The sequence below is a fragment of the Gillisia sp. Hel_I_86 genome (assembly GCF_007827275.1).
Lineage (GTDB): Bacteria > Bacteroidota > Bacteroidia > Flavobacteriales > Flavobacteriaceae > Gillisia.
Genome location: NZ_VISE01000001.1, coordinates 787,440 through 809,271 on the forward strand (window position 1 = coordinate 787,440; position 21,832 = coordinate 809,271).

Sequence of the window (21,832 nt, forward strand, 5' to 3'; positions counted from 1 at the left end):
GATTCTTTACTAATTTTAATTTTTAAGCTTCTGAAGTATTTCTAACCTTGGTTTGATACATCACATTTGGCTTGGTTCCAACAGATTCCAATAAGTGATACATTCTCTTATCTTCAACTTTGGTAAGAATTTTAGCTTCCTTATCGTTCACATCCCCAAAGACCATAGCGCCTTTATCACATGCTGCAGAACACGCTGTATGGAACTCTCCATCTTCTATGACCCTACCCTCGCGCTTAGCATCAAGGATCGTTTTCTGTGTTTTTTGAATACACATAGAACATTTTTCCATAACACCTCTAGAACGTACAGTAACATCTGGGTTCAATACCATTCTACCTAGGTCATTGTTCATATTATAATCAAACTCATCGTTCTTGGCATATTTGAACCAGTTAAAACGACGCACTTTATAAGGACAGTTGTTTGCACAATATCTCGTACCCACACATCTGTTATAAATCATTTGGTTTTGACCCTGACGACCGTGGGATATTGCCGCAACAGGACAAACAGTCTCACAAGGTGCATGGTTACAATGTTGGCACATTACCGGTTGGAAAACCACTTGAGGATTATCTGCTGGGGATTCCATTTCTGCTAGCTGAGACAAGGAATCTCCCAATCCAGAAATATCTTCTTTCTTTTCTATATCTTCTGTAAAAGTATCTTCAGAAGAATAGTATCTGTCTATACGCAACCAGTGCATATCCCTAGATTTTCTGATCTCTTGTTTTCCAACAACAGGAACGTTGTTTTCAGAATGACATGCAATTACACAAGCCCCACATCCGGTACACGCATTTAAATCTATTGAAAGATTGAAGTGATGTCCTATTCCCATATCAAAACTCTCCCAAAGATCCACTTCTGGCGAAGTTACCGGGGTTTCAATATGATTTAAAGAAACTTCCGGAATTTTGTTATACGCATTTTTATCTTTGGTATTGAAGATCTCCAAGGTAGTCTCCTTGATGATATCCCCCCTACCCATAAGCGTGTTTTGCAACTGAACGCTTGCAAACTCATGAACCCCAGCAACTTTTTCGATATTTACATACTGAACAGTACTGAAATCTTTATATAGCGGATAAGCATTAACACCTACCTGCATTTCCTTTTGAATTCCTTCTTTCTTCCCATAACCCAGCGCAAGACCAACAGATCCCTTTGCCTGACCAGGCTGAATAAGTACAGGAACATTTTTCAACTCCACTCCATCCATTTTAATGTTCACATAGCTACCGTTTAAGGCTCCATTTGCAACATTTTCATTTATAAGCTCTAACTTATCTGCATCTTCCCTGGATATTGTTAAGTAGTTGTCCCAAGATGATCTTGTAAGAGGGTCCGGCATTTCCTGCAACCAAGGGTTGTTGGCCTGTTGCCCATCTCCCATAGATATTTTGGTGTAAAGGCTTAACTGAAAACCTTTACCTTCTGAAGCTGCGCTTAGATTACGAAGAGCAGCACCTGTATTGATTGTGCCTCCAACAAACCCTGGAGCAGGAATTGCACCTGAAGCAGGAGCAGTTCCTTCGAAAACACCGTCATGCAATGCAGTGTTCCAAGCATCTGTCCCTAAAGAGCTCCAAGTTTCCTTGATGTATTCGTAATAAGATTTATCAGCTCCAGTCCATTTTAACAAACTATCTTGAAATTGTCTGGTATCAAACAAAGGTTTGATAGTAGGTTGCATCAAGCTGAAATTGTTCTTAGTGAATTGAACATCTCCCCAGCTCTCTAAGTAATGGGGCGTAGCTGCGATGAACTTGCACAATTTAGCCGTTTCATCTTCCTTCATGGAGAAAGCAACAGAAACTTCTATATCTTTTAATGCTTTTACAAATTCTTTTGAATTAGGCAAACTATACACTGGGTTCACCCCTGCAATTAAAATCGCACCGATGCGTCCATTCTGCATATCTTCTACCAACTTGGTAACAGCAGCTGCACTCCCTTGGCGGGTCATTTTTGGATTGGCGGTATCCATCACTTGGCTACCTAAAGCCTCATTGATCGCCAATACCAATGTCTGGGCATCTACATCTGTAAGCCCGGAAACAACTACTCCTTTACTTCCTGCTTTTCTTAATTGTGAAGCAGCTTTTACCACCGCATCGTCCAATTTACCAGATAGCTCACTGCTAGAAGAACCCCCAGCAATATAACCATATAACGCAGCTAAAACAGCACGTTGCTGTGCCGGAGTAACAGGGATACGTTTATCTGCATTTGCACCAGATAGAGACATATTAGATTCAAACTGAATATGGCGAGACATTTTACCATTTTCAGGAATTCTTGTCTTGGCATAACCAGCATCATAACCACCACCTTGCCAATCTCCCAGAAAATCCGCACCTACGGAAACAATAGTTCCAGCTTTGGAAAAATCGTAATTTGGCAATGCCCTGGTTCCGTATTTAGCTTGAAAAGCACTTAATGCAGCATCTTCCGAAACTGTATCGTACACAACGTGCCGAACATCCCCAAATTTACCAGAAAATTCATTTATTAATTTTGAAGTAGAAGGACTCGCAAATGTTTGAGTTAAAAGAGCAAGCTCTCCGGTCACTCCTTCTAACGCAGCACCTACCTGAGCATCAAAATCTTCCCAAGACACATTCTGGCCATTAACCATTGGCCTTTTTACCCTTTTACTGTCATATAATGAAAGTACAGAGGCATTCACTCTTGCGTTTGCACCAGATCTTCCAGCGGACAATGTATTGTTATCAATTTTTATTGGACGTCCTTCGCGAGTCTTCACCAGTACGCTAGAAAAATCAAAACCATCTGCAATCGTAGTTGCATAATAGTTTGCAATTCCAGGCACAATTCTTTCCGGCTGCACTAAATAAGGAATGGATTTAATAACCGGACCTTCACAAGCCGCCAAAGAAGCCGCTGCCGTACTAAAACCCACATATTTAAGGAAATCACGACGAGTTGTGGAAGAACTACTTAAAGAACCCTTATCTCCTAAAAACTCATCGGTAGGGATTTCTTCTGCAAACTCTTTTTGTTGGAGCGTCTCAACAATAGAGCTGTTTTCATTTAGCTCTTCAACACTTTTCCAGTATTTCTTGTTTGATGACATATATATCTAGATATTACTTCTTAATTAATTACCCGATTGCCCAGGCCTGACTTTTTATTAATAGTGACATTTTGCACATTCCAAACCACCTAACTGAGCAGCAGTCAATTCCTCTACTCCGTATTTTTTGGACAACTCTTCGTGAATCTTTTCGTAATATTCATTTCCAGCCATCTTCACGTTGGTCTCTCTATGGCAGTTAATACACCACCCCATAGTTAAAGGAGCATCTTGATAAACAACTTCCATCTCCTGGATTGGGCCATGACATTTCTGACAATCGATCCCCGCAACAGAAACGTGTTGTGAGTGATTGAAATAAGCGAAATCCGGCAAGTTGTGAATTCTAACCCATTTTACCGGCTTAGTTTCCCCAGTGTAAGCCTGATTTTCAGGATCCCAACCAGTCGCATCATAAAGTTTTTGGATTTCTTTATCGTAAAATTCTTTAGAATACTCATCTGTAGCTGTAGATTCTGCAACTTCCCCAATCGATTTATGACAGTTCATACAAACATTTAAAGATGGAATCCCTGACTGCTTTGAAGTTCTCGCAGAAGAATGACAAAATTTACAATCTATCTGGTTATCTCCCGCATGGATTCTATGGGAATAATGTATAGGTTGTATAGGCTGATATCCCTGATCCACTCCTACTTGCATAAAAAATCCATACACCAAATATCCACTGGCAAGTAAAACAATTACCGCAGTTACCAATACTAAAAATTGATTCTCCACAAAAGATTTATAAAGCGGTTTTCTTTTTTCCTTAACAGGAAGCTCCACCCCACCTGCAGCAGCAAAACTTCTAAGTGTCTTGTTCACCAAGAACAGCACAATTAGTAGCATGAACAATACAAATGCCAGTATAACAAGAATCACATTGTTTGAAATCCCTCCTCCAGAACTCTCACCGCCACCCGATACCCCATCAACGGCCGCTACAGGAGTTGGTTTAGGCTGCTCTACATACGCAAGGATATCTCCAATCTCCGCCTCGGATAATTGAGGGAAGGCCGGCATTGCCGTTTTGTTGTACTCTTCGTAAATAGCAACTGCCTGTGCATCTCCAGAGGCAATCATTCCAGCTGAATTATGGATCCATGAATCTATCCATGTCCTAGAGTATTTATCTGACACTCCGTTAAGAGCTGGCCCGATAGATTTAGAATAAGGTTTGTGACATGCTGCACATAGCGAATTGAATAATGCTTTACCATTTGCAGCATCCCCCGAGCTGGGTTCTGTAGCCTGGACCTCTGAAGACTGCTCTGCTCCAGCTGGAACTTGAGCCTCCTGGGCATAATGTAAATTGGTAAATGAAAGCAGAAAAACCACGGAAAGCAGTAGTAATCTGGAAGTTGAATGGCGGAATTTCACCTTTTTCATATTGTAAGTTGAATTAACGTCTTATGTTTGGCACGATATTTTATAACTATTGCTTATATAAAACTATAAAAAACAGACATCGCACCCCTAAAATTCAGGCACAAAAGTAACACTTAAAGTCGATTTTGGAAATGTTGCAGAAGTGTTAACACGTAATTTATAATAGTTCTAAATAATAAATACGCACCTTAATCAGTTATTTAATTTTACTTTTACACCAAATCTTTTTATAATGAGAATATTAAAAATTAAAGATTGTTTTTTTATAGGCGTTTTCCTCTTCGGAATTCAGCAAATTGGAGTAGCACAAACAGGGAAAGTTAACATTCAGCAGGACTCAAATATCCCTAATTTACTAGAGATAAAGACGGCAATGACCAAAGACGGAAAGCTTGGGGAGCGTTACAAGATCCAATTATATTATGGCGACAACAATTCTGCAAGTGATGTGATAAAGAAATTTAGGTCCCAATATTCCGAATGGCCTTCTCAAATAATCTACGAAACACCAAATTACAAAGTATGGATTGGGAATTTTAGGAACCGTTTAGAGGCAGATCGTGCGCTTATAAAGATAAAAGGTGATTTTCCTTCAGCATTCATACCAAAACCACAACGGGGATGATTAAGTTGAATTTTTTGCCGAAGTGGATATTCTAGAAATTTTAGCCTCATAGAAATATGAGGCTTTTTTATTGGAAGAGTTCCGACTTGTCATTCCGACGCTAGGAGGAATCCCATTTGGGTTCCCTAAGATTCTTCGCTCCACTGCGTTGCGCTCTGAATGACACTTTCGCTCTATGTCATTCCAGTGCTAGGAAGAAACTCATTTTAAGGTTGAGAAGTAATAGAAGGCTTTTCGTCTACGCTAGCATTGATGTGTTTTTATTTATTCGTGAATCCAAGACCCTGAAACCAGTTCAGGGTGACGATGGGGAATTGTCGTCATGCTGAACTTGTTTCAGCATCTGGACAAAAGAAAAAAAGATCCTGAAATAAATTCAGGATGACATTCAAAGGATGTGTCATTCCCACGGCAGGAGGAATCTCTTTTAAATAGAGGTACCGCTTCATTGGGATTCTTCACTTCGCTGCTCTCGTTCAGAATGACACTTCTATCTTTTGTCATTCCAACGTCCCGTATCGGGATGAGGCAATCTATTTCATTATAGGAATATAAAAAAGACCCTTCTACAAAAGTACAGGGTAACAGTTTAATTATCCAATATCTAAAAGCAAAAAAGGCTGTTGGGATTTAATCCAAACAGCCTCTTTTTAAATTTATAAGAATTACTCCTACTTCTTCATTTTCTTCTTCACAGCAATCTCCCTATATCCTTCAATTATATCGCCTTCCTTAATATCGTTGTAGTTTTTGATCTGCATACCACAATCGTATCCTTTGGCAACTTCTTTTACATCGTCTTTAAATCTACGCAGGGCAATTAGCTCACCTGTGTGAACCACAACTCCATCACGAATCAATCTAATTCCTTCATTTCTAAAGATCTTCCCAGCTGTTACCATACAACCTGCAATCGTTCCAATTTTGGATATCTTGAACAGTTCCCTGATCTCTGCAGTACCCGTGATCTCTTCTTTCATTTCTGGGGATAACATTCCCTCCATTGCATCCCTAAGATCGTTGATTGCATCGTAGATAATAGAATATGTTCTGATATCGATTTCTTCCTTATCTGCAATTTGTCTCGCATTTCCCGCAGGACGCACATTAAATCCAATAATAACCGCATCTGAAGCCGAAGCCAATAACACGTCACTCTCGGTAATAGGACCCACTCCTTTATGTATGATGCTTACTTGAATTTCTTCTGTAGATAATTTCTGGAAACTGTCGGTCAATGCTTCTACAGAACCATCCACATCCCCTTTCAAGATAATATTGATCTCTTTAAATTCACCAAGTGCAATACGTCTTCCAATTTCATCCAATGTAATGTGACGCTGTGTACGAACAGATTGCTCACGTTGTAATTGCGTGCGTTTCGCTGCAACATCTTTAGCTTCACGCTCATCTAGCATTACCTTGAATTTATCACCTGCTTGTGGTGCGCCATCCAATCCTAAGATCGAAACCGGAGTAGAAGGCCCTGCCAATTTTACATCTTTCCCTCTTTCATCCTGCATTGCCTTGATCTTACCACTATTGCGGCCAGCCAACACATAATCCCCTACTTTTAAAGATCCTTCTTGTACCAAAATAGTAGAAACATATCCCCTACCTTTATCCAAGAATGCCTCTACCACAGTACCTTTTGCAGGTTTATCTGGATTAGCCTGTAATTCCAGGATCTCTGCTTCCAGCAATACTTTTTCAAGTAATTCCTTAACGCCCAATCCTGTTTTGGCAGAGATATCGTGAGACTGAATTTTACCACCCCAATCTTCTACAAGAAGGTTCATGGCAGCCAATTTTTCTTTTATCTTTTCTGGGTTCGCCGTAGGCAAATCAGATTTATTTATTGCAAACACAATAGGCACTCCCGCCGCCTGAGCATGAGAGATCGCTTCTTTTGTTTGAGGCATCACATCGTCATCTGCTGCAATTACAATAATTGCAATATCCGTTACTTGTGCACCCCTTGCACGCATCGCGGTAAAGGCCTCGTGACCAGGAGTATCCAAAAATGCTATTTTTTGACCTCCACTTAATTCTACCCCGTAGGCACCAATATGCTGTGTGATTCCACCGCTTTCACCTGCAATTACATTTTCTTCACGTATATAATCCAATAAAGATGTTTTACCGTGATCTACATGTCCCATCACCGTAACGATTGGTGCTCTAGGTTTAAGATCTTCCGGCTTATCTTTTTCTTCTTCTGTTGCTATTTCTATATCTGCAGAAACAAATTCTACTTCATAATCAAATTCACTGGCAACGATAGATAAGGTCTCCGCATCTAAACGCTGATTCATCGTTACCATCATTCCAAGAGACATACAGGCTGAGATGATCTTGGTAACCGGCACATCCATCATGGTGGCAACTTCACTTACAGTAACGAACTCGGTTACTTTAAGGACCTTGTTGTCCAACTCTTGTTGTGCAGCATCATCTTCTGTACGTTGACGGTGCTGATCTCGTTTTCCCCTTCTATATTTAGCTCCTTTACCTTTGCTGGATTTACCCTGAAGTTTTTCCAAGGTCTCCCTAACTTGTTTTTGAACTTCTTCTTCACTTGGCTCTTCTTTTACGATAGCTGGCCTAGATGGTCTTTTGCCTCCAGCACGAGACTTGCTAAATGTACCAGCAGGTGCCGCTGTTCCAGGCTTCACATCTTTACTGATCCTACGACGACGTTTTTTGTTCTTGTCATCTGCAACCTTTTTATCGTCCTTCTTTTTAACCGGTTTCTTGAATTTGGAAAGATCAATTTTTTCCCCGGTAAAGTTTGGGCCGTTTAATTTGGTGTAATTCGTTTTAAGCGTTTCATTTTCAGGATCTTTCTCCGCTGCTTCTTCACTTCCCACCTTTGCCGGCGCAGCATCGCTGCCAACTTTCGCTGGGGCCGTTTTTTCTTCGGCCTTTTCTTCTGCTGCTTTTGGAGTTGCGGTAGTTTCCTTGACCTCTTCTTTTCCTGCGGCTTTAGCTTTAGGTTTTTCAGTAGTTTCAGCCACTGGCTTTTCCACTTTTTTTGGTTCAGCTTTTGGTTCAACCTGTTTCGCAACTGGCTCCTCTTTAGCTTTCTCCTCCTTAGGCGTTTCTGCTTCTGGAGTTTTAGCTTCGGTTTTTTCAACCTCCTGCTTTTTCTCCTCAAATTTTTTGTCCAGGTCTATTTTTCCAACCTGTTTAGGGCCTTCAAGCTTAGTTCTGGCACTTATAACATCCTGCTTTTTTTGCTCCTCCTGCTTTTTGTCATCTAGCTCTTTCTCACGAGCTAAACGCAACTCCTCCTTCTCTTTGCGTTTTTCTTCCCCAACTTCTTTGGATTGCACTTTCTTGCTCTTATCTGTCTGAAATTGATCAGCCAAGACTTGATAAATGCCCTCAGAAATTTTCGTGGTAGGACGCGCCTCTATTTCGTGACCCTTGGAATTTAAAAATTCCACAGCACGATCTAGCGAAATATTGAATTCGCGTAGTACCTTGTTTAATCGCATTGTTTTTGCTTCAGCCATAAATTGCCTCTAATTTAACCTCTTATTTTATATGTTATCAATTTAAAAAAAATCGATATTTATTCAAATTCATTTCTTAAAACCTGTATTACTTGGAGCACGGTCTCTTCCTCAAGATCTGTCCTTCTAACAAGATCATTCACATCTTGTTCCAAAATACTCTTGGCAGTATCCAAACCAATTTTTGCAAACTCTGCAATCACCCAGTCTTCGATTTCATCAGAAAATTCCTTAAGTTCCACATCTTCTTCTCCCCCATCCCTAAACACATCTATCTCATAACCTGTAAGTTGTCCCGCAAGCCTGATGTTGTGACCTCCACGGCCAATGGCTTTGGAAACTTCTTCTGGTTTAAGTATCACTTCTGCGCGTTTTGTCTCATCATCCAATTTAATGGAAACAATTTTCGCCGGACTTAAAGCCCTGGTGATAAATAATTGATCGTTACTGGTATAATTGATAACATCAATATTTTCATTGCCCAATTCACGCACAATGCTGTGGATTCTTGAACCTTTCATTCCCACACATGCTCCCACAGGATCTATTCTATCATCGTAGGAATCTACAGCAACTTTTGCTTTTTCTCCAGGGATACGAACCACTTTTTTAACTGTGATCAATCCGTCGAAAACTTCTGGAATCTCCTGTTCGAACAATTTCTCAAGGAAAACCGGAGCGGTGCGCGACATAATGATTTGCGGCTTGCTTCCTTTTAATTCCACACTTTCAATAATCCCTCTTACATTTTCTCCTTTCCTGAAGAAATCTGAAGGAATCTGACGATCTTTTGGAAGTATGATTTCATTCCCTTCATCATCCAACAATATAATTGCCCTATGACGAATATGATGCACTTCTGCAGTATAAATCTCTCCTTCAAGATCCTTAAACTGCTTGTATATGTTTGTATTATCGTGTTCGTGAATCTTAGCGATCAAATTCTGGCGCAATGCCAAAATAGACCTTCGCCCAAGATCCATTAATTTAACTTCTTCAGATACATCTTCACCAACTTCAAAATCTGGCTCAATCTTTCTAGCCTGAGTAAGTGATATTTCTTGATTTGGGTCTTCCACCTCTCCATCTGCAACAACCACTCGGTTTCTCCAAATCTCCAAATCCCCTTTATCTGGGTTCACAATGATATCAAAGTTATCATCTTCCCCATATTTCTTCTTTAAGGCACTTCTGAAAACATCTTCCAAAATTGCCATTAAAGTTACTCGATCTATCAGCTTATCGTCTTTAAATTCTGAAAAAGACTCTATTAAAGCGATATTTTCCATATCAAATTATTATTAAAATGTTATCACAACTTTAGCTTCCAAAATGTCTTGAAATGCTATTGTAGCTTCTTTATCTACGGTCACCTTTCCTTTACCAACAGGCTTTGGCTCTCTAGCTTGCCAAGCAATGCTGATTCCATCTTCTGAAACCTCCTTTAATTGCCCTTCAAATTTATTGGATTTTGTTTGGACAGCCAGTGTTCTTCCGATATTTTTTTTGTACTGTCTCGAAAATTTCAAAGGCGCTGCCGCACCCGCTGAAGCAACTTCCAAAGAAAAATCGAGTTCATCTTCATCCAATTCCCCTTCCACTTTTCTACTTACCGCCACACAATCGCTTACAGTAACCCCATTATCCCCATCTATCACAATGCTTATGTGATTTTGATCGGAGATATTCAAGGCTATTAAAAATAAGGAATTATTCTCTTGAAAGGCTTCTTCCAGTAAATTTTCTACTCGGTCCTGCAACATAATGTTTATAAAAAGAGGGGACTTTTCGTCCCCTCGCTGTATTTATTTTCGTTTCAACGCTGCAAATATAATAAAAATTATTGAAGAATTGAAACCACTTTGTAAATGAAATTTTATTCGTAATTTTAATAATACAATCATTTTTAAAGCTTTACTATGAAAAGAATCCTTGTCCCAACCGACTTTTCTGCGCAAGCGGAAAACGCATTAAAAGTAGCCGCTCAATTAGCGAACCGCTTTAATGGCGAAGTCTTTCTCTTGCACATGCTGGAACTACCATTGCAATTGGTGGATCCGGTGAGCGGTAGTGGCACTCAAAACCTGCCCGAGGCATTGTTTTTCATGAAATTAGCCAAAAATAAATTTAAGAAACTTATAGACGCCCCATTTTTAGAAGGGATTAAAGTTCATGATATCGTCCAATTCCATCAAGCTTTTGACGGGATCATGGAAGTGAGCAAAGAACATAATTGTGATCTTATTGTAATGGGCTCCCATGGATCTAGCGGACTTAAAGAGGTGTTTATTGGATCCAACACAGAAAAAGTGGTTCGAAATTCCACTATTCCGGTATTGGTAATTAAAAATGAACACGAAGAATTTGACATTAACAGCTTTGTATTTGCAACAGACTGTGACCTGGAACATAAACACACTTTAAACAAGGCCATCCAGTTTGCCAACAAGATCAATGCACATTTGCATTTGGTCTATATTAATACAGCCAATAATTTTAAAACAAGCATAGAGGCCACTCAATCACTTAACGATTTTGTGAAAGGGGCAGATTTACACCATCACAGCCTCAATGTGTACAATGATGTTACTGTGGAAAAAGGTATTCTTAATTTTGCGAAAGGCATCAATGCAGGCTTAATTGGTATTAGCACTCATGGCAGAAAAGGATTGGCACATTTCTTTAATGGCAGCATAAGCGAAGATCTGGTGAATCATGCCAACCAGCCAGTGGTAACCTTTAAAATTTAGATAAAGCTCTTGAGCGCTCCATTACGAATGCACAACCAAAGAAAATTCCAAAAGGATTTTGTTTTATCCCTAACAGCCGAAATATTTTTTTGATTCATTTTTTTAGTGGTGACATTGTTCTTCAAAATTAAATTGGCCAATCCAGAGAGGAGTTTGTTTTTTTTCTCACCATCTTTTTTAAGCACTTCTACTTTAAAATCGTGATATTGTAAGCGAGTGTCGCCCAAAGCGTTATCATTATTCCCAAAGAAATTAAAATGCATGGAAGAGATCTTTCCTTGAACTTCTATATTTAATGCCGGTTTTAAAAATGAATTCATTGCCCCAGCAGATAAACCAGCCAAATTTCCAGAAAAGTTGAATTTATCTTCGGGGTCTTTTATATCGAATTCCATATTGAAATTCAATTTGGATTCACCCATAAACTTGGTTTTGGCTTTTATGGTCGTTAGTGGGAAATCTTGTGCTTCCATATTTAAATTGGACACATTTGCAATAGTGACCTCCAGTTTAGAAAACGTCACTTTTCCCGGGGGTTCCCCTGCCCTGGATTTTTCTTCATAAACAAGATTGGAATTGGAAATTTTGACCTCATCAAATTTCAATTTTGTTTCTAGATCCCTCAATGCCTTACTGTACAATGGTTTTATTGTATTATCATCTGGCAAAAGTTTGTTTCTGTAAATATGGAATTTTGCTTTATCAATCTTCGTTTGACCACTTTCCAGTTGCAGTTTATCCCCATTGAACCCCCAATTGAAATCGGTCATTTTTATTCTAGGGATCTTAAGGTCAAATCTATCATTTTCCACTCTTTGTCTTTTATCAAATTCGGCTTTGCTGTATTTCGGGATAATCCTGAAATCGGAAATATGGAGCCTGCCTTTCTTCAGCTTTAAATTTTTAGCATGAAGATCGTGATTGGAATTTAAAGTATAAAACAAGGAGTCGCTGTTTAGCGAAACTTCACTGAAACCAAATGGGATTTTGTTTTTAAGGCTTTCTTCAGTTATATGAAGATCATAGATATCCATGCTTTTCAAAGAAACAAATAAGCCATCTTTAACCGTATCATTTTTTGATATTTTTAGATAGCCGTCTTGAATTACCAAATGCCTGATTTTAATATCCTCTTTAAAATCTTTTTTGGATTTTTCATCTTTCTGTTTTTTAAGGGTATCAGCTGGGGTTATTAGAATTTCGGGTTTTTTAAAAACAATTCTATCAAAGACAATTTTTTTGTTGGAGAAGTATTCTTTGTAGTCCAGATCTATTACGCGTAGCTCCTCAGAACTTATTGTGGCGCTTCCAAGCTTTAGTTTAGGGCTTGAAACCACCGAGCCACCACTAATAATATCTACCGTAATATCCTTATATTCCACATTAGAGTTTACCAACTCTTTTTCTATTGCAGCTTTTATTTTTTGCTTGACCAACTTATTTGCGAAAAACATCAAGCCCAATAAAAAAGATAACCCAATAAAAGTATAAAGTAAAATCTTGTATTTTTTCTCCACTATATTATCTACTTATAAAGCCAATTTACAAACCCGCAGGGTTTTCTTGAATCCTGTTGGGCATATTTTAACTAATTTATGTTTAAACTTCTGAAAATCCATACGTTAAATTTAAGTCAAAGTGTAATTTTTATCTTCAAATCACGACTTAGGGTATTATATTTGAAGAGTCTAAAATTAGAACTTATAAAAACTGTTACTTTCCTTTAAAATGATATTTAAATTAGCAATAAAAATTGTGTTTTTGGCCATCGAGATATTCCTTGGCTTTTACAGTTTGGTCATGACCGATAGTTTGGCAATAAAATTTTTATTTTTTGCTTTTACTGCCGTTATTGTGGCATTTGCTATTACAAAGTTTACAAATAGAATATTGCCTTCAGATATTGATTCGTTTCCTAGTGATGATATTGTTCCTGAAGAATATAGAGAAAAAGAAAATTTACCGTTAAATTAAATTATAGTTAAAGTTGTTGTTAAGATTGAAAGTGATAAGGACTATAATTTGGAAAATCCGATGAAATTAAATTCATCGGATTTTTTTACAATCATATATGAAGATCATTTGCATATCCGATACACATAATAAACATGAAAAATTAATACTTCCGGGTGGCGATTGTATAGTTCATGCAGGGGATTTCACAGAAGCAGGCACCAAAAAAGAAACCATGAATTTTCTGGAATGGTTTTCTTCAACTCCATATAAACATAAGATTCTTATAGCCGGTAATCACGATTTTTATTTACAGAAAAAATCTTATGAGTTAAATCAGTTAATCCCAACAAATATTCATTATTTAGAAGATAGTGGTGTAACAATTGGGCAGGTAAACTTCTGGGGGTCTCCTTACACACCTGGAGACACTAGCTGGGCATTTACAAAAGATCGGGGAAAACCAATTTCCAAACATTGGGACAAAATTCCTAAAAACACAAATGTTTTGATCACCCATAGCCCACCCTTTGGGATATTGGATGAATTGGACAATAAAACAATGATCGGTTGTAAAAATCTAGCCGAGAGAATAAGTGAATTAAATATCACCCATCATATTTTTGGTCACGTACACAATGACTATGGTACAGTGAAAACAGAAAGAACGACCTATATTAATTCTTCCTCTTTAGATAAAACTTATAGGTTAATAAATCCCCCAATTGCAGTAAAACATCGATAAAGATCCTATTTGGTCGTTAAAGGTTTTTAATAGTTAATTAATTGCTAATCAGGCAAGTATTAGGTTTTTGTTAACATTACGAAGTGTAACTTTACGCCATAATAATATATTTATATAAACATTAATGAACTTGATTATGCAAAATTTTAACTTGGATGTAATTCTAGATGATGTTAAAAATTTGATCTCGTATAGCATTACCAACAAAGATGTGGACAACTCCAAATTTGAAAGCCTTCACAAGGCAATAATCCAAAGATATTTTGACGCGAAAAATATCAGGATCGACTATATAGATCAAACCGTAGATCTTAAATTGCCAGTATCTAAAAATAAATTCACTCCTATTACTTTTGAGTGTTTGGATTTGGAGAGTTTTATAATATCTTGCATAAAGACAGATGAAAAAAGTCTTTATTTCTATCAGAATCTTCTTACACATTACAATATTGTAAGCGCGGCGTAAGAACAGAAATTCGCAGCAAGCAAAAACCCCAACGTTAACGTTGGGGTTTTTTGTTGATTAAAATTTCCAACATCCATCTACTAAACCCACAAATATAGTACAGTAGCTCCAAGATAAGCATAGGACGTAAAAGACCAAGTATCTTGGAATTAACAGGATTTTATTTCATTCAGCATACATTAAGCATAATTATCCCCAAAATATTCCCAATTGAATAATTATTTAGGGTGCCCTCCAAAATACTTCCATCTTATATCCACAAAATTTAATCTTCGCATTTCTTGGTTTTTTAGAACAAAATCCTAAAACCTGACAATCGTCATAATCTGGAATACATTTCTGTTGGAACTTTGTATAAAATTAAAAACCTAAAGTTATGAAAAATGCGAAAAACCTGTACCTGGCTCTTGGAAGCACTATGATCTTGTTTTTTTCCTGCCAAGTTTCCCTCGCGCAAACATTTAAAATCACTAATAGTTCCTCAGACGTGAAAGTAGAAGGAACATCCAATGTGCACGATTGGGAAATAACCGCCGAAGAACTTCAAGGCACCATGAGCGTAGAGATAATAGACGAACAACTCGTTAAAATTGAAAAGCTGGACTTTACTGTAATTGCTGAAAGCCTTAAGAGCGGAAAAGGAGGAATGGACAAAAACACCTATAAAGCACTTAAAACCGATAAATTTCCAAAAATCACTTATAACCTGGTAAAGGTGGACAATATTGATTGCACTTCCAGCAGTAAATGTAAAATTATTGCCAAAGGATATTTAACCATTGCTGGCACAAAAAAATCAATAGACCTTGTTTTTGACGCTAAGATAAATGACGATGAAATCTCCTTAACCGGCAGCACCTCTTTTAAAATGTCCACATACAATGTAGAACCTCCAACAGCCCTGTTTGGGACTATTACAACGGGGGACGAGGTAAAAATAAAATTTAAAACCGTATTCACTAAATAATTAAATATATAACCTTAAAAATTACCTAAAAATGAAAAATCTATTTCACTATTTAAGTATTGCGTTAATCGCTATATTCGGCTTGCAAATGCAAGCACAAACCCAAAGGGACCTAGACAATTTCAGGGACCCAGACCAAAGAGGAGTAAATATGTTTGAGGCCCCAAAGGACACAGTTTCTACTTTTGATGGTGTACATGTAAGGGTGGGTGGGGCTTCCACTATCCAGTTCCAGGCCCTGGATCATGAAAACTCAGGCGAAATTCCATTGGAGGAAATTGGGTACAACTTTAACCTGGCGACTGCCAATTTAGATTTGGACGTAGCACTTTACGATGGTGTAAGGATGCACTTAAGAACCTATCTTTCTTCCCAAAATCACACTAACACCTATGTAAAAGGTGGTTATATCCAGATTGATAAATTGGATTTTATAAGCAAAGGTTTTGCGAAGGGCATTATGGACTATGCCAGGATTAAAATTGGTCACATGGAAAACAACTATGGGGATGCCCACTTCAGAAGGACCGATAACGCGATGTCCACTTATAACCCATTTGTAGGAAACTATTTAATGGACAGCTTTACCACAGAGGTTGGAGCTGAGTTATATTTGTTCAAAAACGGATGGTTGGGAATGTTGGGTTTTACCAATGGTAAATTAAACCAAGCTGTAACAAATCCTGAAACCGTAAGCCCATCCTTTCTTGCAAAAATAGGATACGATAATTACCTTAATGATGATTTCAGGGTAAGGTTAACAGGATCTATTTACCATACAAACCAAACCGGTAGTGCCTACCTTTACAGTGGTGACCGCGCGGGATCCCGTTATTATAACGTAATGATACCTGTAGGTGGAGATAATTTTAGATCTGGAAGGATCAACCCGGATTTAAAAAATGAATTGACTGCCATAATGATCAACCCGTTCTTAAAATACAAAGGCCTGGAATTTTTCGGGATCTATGAATCTGCAACAGGAAAAAAATCATCTGAGTCTGATACAAGAACCTGGAACCAGTATTCAGGAGAGCTTATTTACAGGTTTGGTGCAAAAGAAAATTTATACCTTGGTGGTCGTTACAATGTAGCCAGCGGTGAACTCGAAAGCGGAGACGATGTAGACGTGAACCGTTTATCCCTTAGTGCAGGTTGGTTTATGACCAAAAACATCCTGATGAAGGTTGAATACATGAACCAGAACTACAATGACTATCCACTAACTGATATTCTTAATGATGGAAAAATCAACGGATTAATGGTAGAAGCAGCTATAAGTTTCTAAAAAAAGTTTGAATTAGCTAATAATAAGGTTGCCTTAAAAGTGTTTTTACGTAAAGACCTTTTTAGACAGCCTTATTTAAATTTATCACCATGAGAAGATTACAACTTACCTGGATAATGATTTTAGCCTGTACGAGTTTTTTTGCACAGAATGGTTTTGACAGTACCTCAATAGAAATTTTACCCAAAAGCCGCCTCACCATTACGGGAGATACAAATATCAACGAATTTTTATGTGAATTTAATACTGCCTTAATTTCCAAGAACAAACAAATTAAGTTTTATGAGGGAGAATCATCCATATGTTTCGAGGATGCTTTACTTAGGTTGGAGAATACTGGTTTTGACTGTGGGAACAAAGCAATAAACAAGGATTTCCATACCTTGATCCAAACAGATAAATACCCTGAAATAAGCCTTGAACTAAAAAAGATAACTTTTGAAGGTAAAAATCGTGCGGTGGCAGATGTTGTATTGTCTATTGCCGGTATAAATAAAGATTATAAAGTCCCCGTAGAAATCGTATCCAAAAATTCTCCATATTTTAAAGGTCTTTTAAAACTAAATATTGACGATTTTAACCTGGAACCCCCAAAGAAATTCTTCGGAATGGTGGTTGTCAAAAAAGAAATTGAGATTAATTTTAATCTAGCTGTCCTAAATTAGAACCTAAAAAAAACACCGATCTTCTATTGGTAAAAGGGAATTTATTTATCATGGTCCCTCCTATCGGGATAAATGCAGAATACGGATGAATCTCTAAGTAAAAACCACTTCTCGATCCAAATAAATAAGGACAGTGAAAAGAGATGGTCCGTTATATTCCTGGACAAAAAACAGATTATCTTTTTTATTTTGTAATTTTAATGTCCTTCGATCTAATTTAATGAATAATACATTTAAAACTAAACCCAAATGAAAAGCAATTTCAGTGAGATCATAAAAGGGGAAACCCTTACCCTGGTGGATTTTTATGCAGATTGGTGCGGACCTTGCAAAACTTTAGCACCTATTTTAAAAGAAACTAAATCCAGCCTTGGGGATAAAGTGAAGATCGTGAAAATAGATGTAGACAAAAATCAACCCTTGGCTGCGCAATATCAGGTTCGGGGAGTACCAACCCTAATGCTGTTCAAAGATGGGCAACAATTGTGGCGACAATCTGGCGTGGTGCCAAAAGCGGAGTTGGTAAGAATTATAGAATCGCATTCCTAAAAAAAGAACGTGAATAGTGAGAAGTTTTCAGAAAAACAAACCTTCCTTTTACACTTCTGGGTTCAAAAAATTATATCTTATTTTTCGAAAAACTCCATAAAACAAAAAACCCAAACTAAACAGTTCGGGTTTTCTATTGAAGTTGGCCTACTAGGGCTCCCCTCGACTACGCTCGGGACAGGCTTCTCGCCCAACAATATTAGGAACAAAAAAACCCAAACTAAACAGTTCGGGTTTTCTATTGAAGTTGGCCTACTAGGGCTCGAACCTAGACTCTTCTGTACCAAAAACAGACGTGTTGCCAGTTACACCATAGGCCAGTATTTCAATACGGGTGCAAATTTAAAACAAACTTTATTTTACACAAACATTTTTTAGGTTTTTTGTGAATTATTTTTTGTTTTCAGCTAATCTAAATGCAACTAAAAATATTCTCTTTTAAGTGCCGTTATAAATACATTCCTGTAATTATTCTTAAATTCGCCTCATCATACTCAATATACGCATAATATGACAGACTTTAACTTCGGTAAATGGAACAAAATACTAGGCTGGCTGGTATTTATAATTTCTCTTACTACGTATTGGTTAACCGTTGAACCCACGGCTAGTTTTTGGGATGCCGGGGAATATATAGCTACTGCGGCAAACCTAGAAGTAGGACATCCGCCAGGAGCACCGCTGTACCAAATGATGGGCGCCTTTTTCTCCACTTTTGCACCGGAAGCTGCCCAGGTTGCCCTTTTGGTTAATATGATGTCTGGCTTGGCCAGTGCCTTTACCATTCTTTTTATGTTTTGGTCTATAGTATTGTTACTTCAAAAAGTTACTGGTCCGGTAGTAGGTTTAAGCGATAGCAAAAAAATTGCCATTTTAGGAAGTGCCTTGGTTGGTTCTTTAGCTTTTACCTTTACAGATAGCTTTTGGTTTAATGCGGTAGAGGCTGAAGTATATGCCATGGCAGCCTGTATGATGTCTATTTTGTTTTATCTAGGCTTGCTATGGGAACGAGATATGTTTGCACCTCGAGGGAACAGATGGGTGATCTTGATCTCTTTTGTAGTAGGGCTTTCCTTTGGAATTCACTTTATGGGACTTCTTACCATCCCAGCAATCGGTTTTTTATATTACTTCAAGAATTACAAAAAAATAACTGTTAAGAATTTTATTGTTGCCAATCTCGCAGTAGTGGCTGTTTTAATGTTCATTTTTAAACTATTATTACCGTATACCCTAACATTTTTCGCTACTGCTGAAGTTTTCTTTACCAATTCCATTGGCCTCCCTTTCAACTCAGGAACCATTATAGCCCTTTTAGTCATTGTCGCTGCTTTTTACTTCGGGATTCGATATACTTTAAAAAAGAATTACTATCAATTAAATACGCTGTTACTTTCTGTTCTGTTCATCCTGATTGGTTTCTCAAGCTGGACCATGCTTCCTATACGCGCGAATGCAAATACCGTGATCAATGAAAACAGTCCAGACAATGCTCGTGAGTTATTGGCCTATTACAACAGGGAACAATATGGGGAGACCCATTTATTTTATGGGCCACAATTTACTGAAATGTATAGTGGCCTAGATCCAGAAAACCCTTATTTGGACGATGCGCCTAACTACGAAAAAGACAGGGAACTTGGGAAATATGTTATTGTTAACGATTATAAAAATGCACGCCAAAATTTGGACGACAGTCATAAAACGGTACTTCCAAGAATGTGGAGCACGCAACATGCGGCTAATTATATGCAATTCACCGGTCCGCTAAAGTTCACGATCAAAGAGGGATATCAAAGCGAAGATCAGCTGCTAACTGCTATTGCTGAATTTAGAAAAAATGTTGCACTGGGAAGAATAGACAATGAAGATTATCACAATTTCCTTAATCAGTTTAGCGAATATCTTAACGTGGAAAAACCTTCTTTTGGATCTAACCTTAGCTATTTGTTCGAATATCAATTCGGCTATATGTACTGGCGATATTTCATGTGGAATTTTGTGGGAAGACAAAATGATGTCCAAGGTCAATATTCCGATATCAATGGAAATTGGTTAAGCGGAATAAAATTTATAGATGAAATAAGATTGGGCTCCCAAGACAATCTCCCTTCAGACATGAAGAATAATAAGGCTCGAAACACCTATTACTTTTTACCTTTAATATTAGGACTCATTGGACTTCTCTTTCATTTCAAAAGAGATAAAAAAAGCTTTTGGGTGCTTATGGTGTTTTTTCTTTTTACCGGAATTGCACTAAAAATCTATTTAAATGAACGCCCCTTTGAACCTAGGGAACGAGATTATGCCCTGGTTGGTTCCTTCTACGTATTTGCCATTTGGATAGGATTTGGGGTCTACGCAATCTTCGATTCCATCAAAAAATACCTGAAACCCTCCCTTGCTGCTCCAATAGCAATTGCTGCTTGCCTTTTGGCGGTACCAACTGTTCTAGCTTCTCAAAACTGGGACGATCACGATAGGTCCGATAGGTATTCTGCCTTGGCTATGGCAAAAATGTACCTGGATTCTGTAGATGAAAATGCCATTTTATTTACCATTGGGGACAATGACACTTTTGCGCTTTGGTATGCCCAACAAATCGAAGGCTATAGAAAAGATGTGCGCATCGTGAACACCAGCCTTTTTGCGACAGATTGGTATATCTCTCAAATGAAACGTAAGGCATGGGATAGCGACCCTATTCCTTCACAATTAGAACATAAACAATACCGTGCAGGAACCAATGAATTTGTCATGTATCAGCAGGTTACAAAAGATACCATGGCTATTAAAAATTGGATGAATTGGATTGCAAGTGACAATCCGGGAACTCAGGGGCAGCTTCAAAGCGGACAAGTAGTGAACACCTTCCCTACAAAAAACATCAGGATTCCTGTAGATAAAAATGAAGTTTTAAAAAATGGAATTGTATCCAAAAAAGATGCAGACCTTATTGTCGATAATATTTTTATTGAACTGGAAGGAAATGTGATCTATAAGAACAGGCTTCTAATGCTTGACATTATTGCCAATAATAATTGGGAACGCCCAATCTATTTTACAGGAGGCAGTTATGGAGACGACGATTATTTATGGATGAAGGATTACCTTCAGTTGGACGGCGTAGCATATAAACTGGTGCCAATCCAAACACCAATAAGCCCTCGTAATCCATATGAAATGGGTCGTGTAGATTCTGAAAAGATTTATAAGATTGCCAAGAATTGGGATTGGGGCAATATGGGTGACACTACAATTTATCATGATCCCGAGACAAGGAAAAATTCAATTACCTATAGAAGTAATTTAGGAAGGCTTATCGAGCAATTGCTTATTGAAGAAGATACTGCAAGAGCTAAGGAGATCATAGATCTTGCTATGGAAAAAATGCCAGTAGATTATTACGGATATTACACTCTTTTGGAACCTTATATAAATGGTTACTTTGAAGTTGGAGAGCCCGAAAAAGCAAAGGAACTATGGACTAAAATTGCCGAGAAATATCAAGAGAATTTAAAATATTACAGTGGCTGGGATGAAGAAAGGCAGTATAATTTTGCCGATGATATTATTACAGACATGGAACGATATCGTTCTCTAATAGATTTACTTTTTAGAAACGGAGAGCAGGAATTTGCTCGTAAGAAAGCTGAAGAATTTAACAACTACTTAAAGTTATTCCCGAGGTTCTATGATGATAGTGAGGAAGCGGAAGAAACTCCCACCCTACCTACGGACGCGGCAATAGAAAGTGAATTTCAAACAGAGCAAAGCTTACAAGATTTAGACAGTACGGTAGAATAATGGC

At 37.9% G+C, this 21,832-nt stretch carries 16 protein-coding genes and 1 tRNA gene; 10 read left to right on the forward strand and 7 right to left on the reverse strand.

Translation table 11 applies throughout. From position 1 onward, the window contains the following. Positions 1-22: 22 nt before the first annotated feature. Complete coding sequence (locus JM83_RS03500; protein WP_144959412.1) at positions 23-3,103, reverse strand: TAT-variant-translocated molybdopterin oxidoreductase; 3,081 nt, start codon at positions 3,101-3,103, stop codon at positions 23-25. Positions 3,104-3,160: 57 nt separating this feature from the next. After that, entirely contained in the window at positions 3,161-4,495 is a 1,335-nt protein-coding gene (locus JM83_RS03505) for a c-type cytochrome (RefSeq protein WP_144959414.1), read from the reverse strand. Between the two features lie 232 nt (positions 4,496-4,727). On the opposite strand from JM83_RS03505, the gene JM83_RS03510 reads away from it, so the two are divergent. Continuing rightward, entirely contained in the window at positions 4,728-5,120 is a 393-nt protein-coding gene (locus JM83_RS03510; protein WP_144959416.1) for an SPOR domain-containing protein, read from the forward strand. 671 nt (positions 5,121-5,791) lie between these two features. Here the strand turns inward: JM83_RS03510 and infB are convergent. Genes infB through rimP form a run of 3 tightly spaced genes read right to left on the reverse strand, consistent with a single transcriptional unit; the run spans position 5,792 to position 10,401 of the window. Then, positions 5,792-8,638, reverse strand: a complete 2,847-nt coding sequence (gene infB, locus JM83_RS03515) for a translation initiation factor IF-2 (protein WP_144959418.1) — start codon at positions 8,636-8,638, stop codon at positions 5,792-5,794. Positions 8,639-8,697: 59 nt separating this feature from the next. Beyond that, positions 8,698-9,927, reverse strand: coding sequence for a transcription termination factor NusA (nusA, locus tag JM83_RS03520; RefSeq protein WP_144959421.1), 1,230 nt, complete (start codon positions 9,925-9,927; stop codon positions 8,698-8,700). Positions 9,928-9,939: 12 nt separating this feature from the next. Then, complete coding sequence (rimP, locus tag JM83_RS03525; protein WP_144959423.1) at positions 9,940-10,401, reverse strand: ribosome assembly cofactor RimP; 462 nt, start codon at positions 10,399-10,401, stop codon at positions 9,940-9,942. 156 nt (positions 10,402-10,557) lie between these two features. Here rimP and JM83_RS03530 point away from each other — a divergent pair, with 156 nt between their 5' ends. Then, the gene (locus JM83_RS03530; RefSeq protein WP_144959425.1) at positions 10,558-11,388 is read left to right on the forward strand and encodes a universal stress protein; all 831 of its coding nucleotides are present in this window, start codon (positions 10,558-10,560) and stop codon (positions 11,386-11,388) included. Here JM83_RS03530 and JM83_RS03535 read toward each other — a convergent pair. Then, entirely contained in the window at positions 11,385-12,824 is a 1,440-nt protein-coding gene (locus JM83_RS03535; RefSeq protein WP_186434939.1) for a DUF748 domain-containing protein, read from the reverse strand. The genes JM83_RS03530 and JM83_RS03535 overlap by 4 nt on opposite strands. Before the next feature lie 292 nt (positions 12,825-13,116). Here JM83_RS03535 and JM83_RS03540 point away from each other — a divergent pair, with 292 nt between their 5' ends. The 7 genes from JM83_RS03540 (at position 13,117) to trxA (ending at position 18,021) form a co-directional block, all read left to right on the forward strand. Further along, positions 13,117-13,362 carry a hypothetical protein gene (locus JM83_RS03540; RefSeq protein ID WP_144959429.1) on the forward strand — a complete coding sequence of 82 codons (246 nt, stop codon included), beginning with the start codon at positions 13,117-13,119 and terminating at the stop codon, positions 13,360-13,362. A 97-nt stretch (positions 13,363-13,459) separates the two neighbouring features. Continuing rightward, the gene (locus tag JM83_RS03545; RefSeq protein WP_144959431.1) at positions 13,460-14,086 is read left to right on the forward strand and encodes a metallophosphoesterase; all 627 of its coding nucleotides are present in this window, start codon (positions 13,460-13,462) and stop codon (positions 14,084-14,086) included. 136 nt (positions 14,087-14,222) lie between these two features. After that, positions 14,223-14,552, forward strand: a complete 330-nt coding sequence (locus tag JM83_RS03550; RefSeq protein ID WP_144959433.1) for a hypothetical protein — start codon at positions 14,223-14,225, stop codon at positions 14,550-14,552. A gap of 376 nt (positions 14,553-14,928) precedes the next feature. After that, the gene (locus tag JM83_RS03555; RefSeq protein WP_144959435.1) at positions 14,929-15,519 is read left to right on the forward strand and encodes a YceI family protein; all 591 of its coding nucleotides are present in this window, start codon (positions 14,929-14,931) and stop codon (positions 15,517-15,519) included. A 31-nt stretch (positions 15,520-15,550) separates the two neighbouring features. Next, the gene (locus JM83_RS03560) at positions 15,551-16,807 is read left to right on the forward strand and encodes a hypothetical protein (RefSeq protein WP_144959437.1); all 1,257 of its coding nucleotides are present in this window, start codon (positions 15,551-15,553) and stop codon (positions 16,805-16,807) included. A gap of 89 nt (positions 16,808-16,896) precedes the next feature. After that, on the forward strand, positions 16,897-17,472 hold the full coding sequence (locus JM83_RS03565) for a YceI family protein (protein WP_144959439.1): 576 nt from the start codon (positions 16,897-16,899) through the stop codon (positions 17,470-17,472). A 249-nt stretch (positions 17,473-17,721) separates the two neighbouring features. After that, complete coding sequence (trxA, locus tag JM83_RS03570; protein ID WP_144959441.1) at positions 17,722-18,021, forward strand: thioredoxin; 300 nt, start codon at positions 17,722-17,724, stop codon at positions 18,019-18,021. 247 nt (positions 18,022-18,268) lie between these two features. Here the strand turns inward: trxA and JM83_RS03575 are convergent. Continuing rightward, positions 18,269-18,341, reverse strand: a tRNA-Gln gene (locus JM83_RS03575). A gap of 190 nt (positions 18,342-18,531) precedes the next feature. Here JM83_RS03575 and JM83_RS03580 point away from each other — a divergent pair. Beyond that, a complete protein-coding gene (locus JM83_RS03580) occupies positions 18,532-21,828 on the forward strand; it encodes a DUF2723 domain-containing protein (protein ID WP_144959443.1) in 3,297 nt (1,098 codons plus the stop codon). Positions 21,829-21,832 lie beyond the last annotated feature (4 nt).

Coding starts and splice junctions, on each gene's coding strand:
- JM83_RS03500 (WP_144959412.1), bottom strand. CDS start 3,103: ATGTCATCAAACAAGAAATACTGGAAAAGTGTTGAAGAGCTAAATGAA.
- JM83_RS03505 (WP_144959414.1), bottom strand. CDS start 4,495: ATGAAAAAGGTGAAATTCCGCCATTCAACTTCCAGATTACTACTGCTT.
- JM83_RS03510 (WP_144959416.1), top strand. CDS start 4,728: ATGAGAATATTAAAAATTAAAGATTGTTTTTTTATAGGCGTTTTCCTC.
- infB (WP_144959418.1), bottom strand. CDS start 8,638: ATGGCTGAAGCAAAAACAATGCGATTAAACAAGGTACTACGCGAATTC.
- nusA (WP_144959421.1), bottom strand. CDS start 9,927: ATGGAAAATATCGCTTTAATAGAGTCTTTTTCAGAATTTAAAGACGAT.
- rimP (WP_144959423.1), bottom strand. CDS start 10,401: ATGTTGCAGGACCGAGTAGAAAATTTACTGGAAGAAGCCTTTCAAGAG.
- JM83_RS03530 (WP_144959425.1), top strand. CDS start 10,558: ATGAAAAGAATCCTTGTCCCAACCGACTTTTCTGCGCAAGCGGAAAAC.
- JM83_RS03540 (WP_144959429.1), top strand. CDS start 13,117: ATGATATTTAAATTAGCAATAAAAATTGTGTTTTTGGCCATCGAGATA.
- JM83_RS03545 (WP_144959431.1), top strand. CDS start 13,460: ATGAAGATCATTTGCATATCCGATACACATAATAAACATGAAAAATTA.
- JM83_RS03550 (WP_144959433.1), top strand. CDS start 14,223: ATGCAAAATTTTAACTTGGATGTAATTCTAGATGATGTTAAAAATTTG.
- JM83_RS03555 (WP_144959435.1), top strand. CDS start 14,929: ATGAAAAATGCGAAAAACCTGTACCTGGCTCTTGGAAGCACTATGATC.
- JM83_RS03560 (WP_144959437.1), top strand. CDS start 15,551: ATGAAAAATCTATTTCACTATTTAAGTATTGCGTTAATCGCTATATTC.
- JM83_RS03565 (WP_144959439.1), top strand. CDS start 16,897: ATGAGAAGATTACAACTTACCTGGATAATGATTTTAGCCTGTACGAGT.
- trxA (WP_144959441.1), top strand. CDS start 17,722: ATGAAAAGCAATTTCAGTGAGATCATAAAAGGGGAAACCCTTACCCTG.
- JM83_RS03580 (WP_144959443.1), top strand. CDS start 18,532: ATGACAGACTTTAACTTCGGTAAATGGAACAAAATACTAGGCTGGCTG.